A 1,862-nucleotide genomic window follows, 5' to 3' on the forward strand; every position below is an offset into this window, starting at 1 on the left:
GATCAGCAATGGTAAATCGAGGTATGGCAAGTTAAAGAAAAGGCGAAATCAGATAAAAGCCCCCAATTTTTTATTATAACATGAAAATTTTAGATATTTATCAATTCATTTGCAAACCACTATAGTTGTCTTGAAATGGCCCATTAATTTATTACCTGCAGCTATAGCAAGGGCAAACTGTGTGGCAAAAGTAGACTTGCCATCCTTTTCTGGACCTGCAAGGATATGATAACCAACAGCAGGCATCACACCTTCAATGATATACTTTATTTCAGTTTTAGGGCGGTTATACAATTCAAGGGCTGTAGCATCTTTACTTTTCATACGACACCTCCAGGAGAAATAAAGTTACTACGATGCTGAAGCCAAGCTAAAAGTGAAGGGGTGGGATAAACAATAGTCCTGCCGACCCGGAATGCGCCTTCAGGACCTTGTCCCAAAGAATCCAGGTTCGCTAGTGTTTTGGCCGAAATTGCACCGCCAAAATATTCTGAGACTTTTTGACGGGCTATAATGGGGGGAAGATCTTTTGTTAGTTCTATAAAACTAAAACAGACCATACCAATCCTCTCCTTTATAAAAAAGGTTTTTAATGGTATAGCCTGCGATGGGCTATCCGATAGCCTCCGGTCAATCAACACCCTGTGTGTACAATAATACTATTGCAACCGAGATTAGCTATCGCAATTAATTATAGAATATATTAAAAAACAATTTTGTCAACTCACTAAAACAGTTTTTGTTATTATCCTATTTTAATATCATCCAATTTAGAAACTGCATTTTCCAGGTTTGTATTGGCCAGGTGTGCATATCTTTCAGTCATTTTTATATCGCTGTGCCCCATGAGCTCTTTAACAGTGTACAGCGGTTCTCCTTTCTGGACTAACCAGGATGCGTAAGTGTGCCGCAAAGTGTGAAAAACTACCTTCATGCGTTTGTCTGAAATATTGTCATTGAGGCCGATGGCATTCACGGCCCGGGAAAATGATTTTGAAATAGCCTGGATTTTTACTCCACCTCTCCCTGGGAAAACTAGATCTGTGGCTTTACCTGCTCTTTTATTCTGGAATAGTTTTTTTATGTCCTGGGTCATGAATCCCATTCGGGTGTTCGTATTTTTTGTATCCCATAGTGTCAATTTCCCATGATCAATATCGACATCTCCCCATTTTAATTTAAATATCTCATCGGCTCTCGCTCCACTTCTTAGGCTCACCAAGGCTATTTCATAAAGTTGAGTACTCCTGTTTTTGAGCTCGGTGAGTAACTGTTCTGCTTCGGCTGGCGATAAAAATCGAAGACGTTTATTATCAATTTTTGGAATTTTAATATTTTTTGTGGGATTTTCACCTTTGAACAATTTGATGAAAATAGCAAAATTAAAAATTTGCCTGATAACAGCAATCGCATACTGAACACTGCGCGGAGCTCGTCCCGCATTTGCCATATTGGTTTTGATTTGTTCTATTTCAATGGCTGATACGTCACGAAATTTAGAATTACCTACTACAGGATCTATCCAAACCCTGAATAAATGTTCTTCTGCTTTCCAAGCCTTTTCACTTTTATTGATTTTGGAATGCGGTAAATAAGTTTCATGGAAAAAATTTTTAATCGTGACTGCATCTTTTTCAGCTTGTTCTTTTTTAATTTGTTCGTCGTTTCGTTTTTGTTTTTGGATGTCTTGTTTTTCTTTTAAAGTAACAGGACCATGCCCCTTTTTTTGGTTGTTAACTATAGTGGTTTGCAAATGAATTGATAAATATCTAAAATTTTCATGTTATAATAAAAAATTGGGGGCTTTTATCTGATTTCGCCTTTTCTTTAACTTGCCATACCTCGATTTACCATTGCTGATC

3 protein-coding genes are annotated in these 1,862 nt (G+C 37.4%); all 3 read right to left on the reverse strand.

What is annotated here, in order from left to right:
- Positions 1–105: 105 nt before the first annotated feature.
- Positions 106–324, reverse strand: a complete 219-nt coding sequence (locus HXW94_RS18660; protein ID WP_178368396.1) for an AAA family ATPase — start codon at positions 322–324, stop codon at positions 106–108.
- Positions 321–560: a hypothetical protein gene (locus HXW94_RS18665; RefSeq protein ID WP_178368397.1), complete on the reverse strand. Its 240-nt coding sequence runs from the start codon at positions 558–560 to the stop codon at positions 321–323. Before HXW94_RS18665 ends, HXW94_RS18660 begins: the two co-directional genes overlap by 4 nt.
- A gap of 185 nt (positions 561–745) precedes the next feature.
- On the reverse strand, positions 746–1,753 hold the full coding sequence (locus HXW94_RS18670) for a tyrosine-type recombinase/integrase (protein ID WP_178368398.1): 1,008 nt from the start codon (positions 1,751–1,753) through the stop codon (positions 746–748).
- Positions 1,754–1,862: the final 109 nt, after the last annotated feature.

Source organism: Desulfobacter latus, from assembly GCF_013389365.1.
Lineage (GTDB): Bacteria > Desulfobacterota > Desulfobacteria > Desulfobacterales > Desulfobacteraceae > Desulfobacter > Desulfobacter latus.

Bases quoted from the DNA above. Each gene is read 5' to 3' on its own strand.
- HXW94_RS18665 (WP_178368397.1), bottom strand. From the start codon at position 560: ATGGTCTGTTTTAGTTTTATAGAACTAACAAAAGATCTTCCCCCCATT.
- HXW94_RS18660 (WP_178368396.1), bottom strand. From the start codon at position 324: ATGAAAAGTAAAGATGCTACAGCCCTTGAATTGTATAACCGCCCTAAA.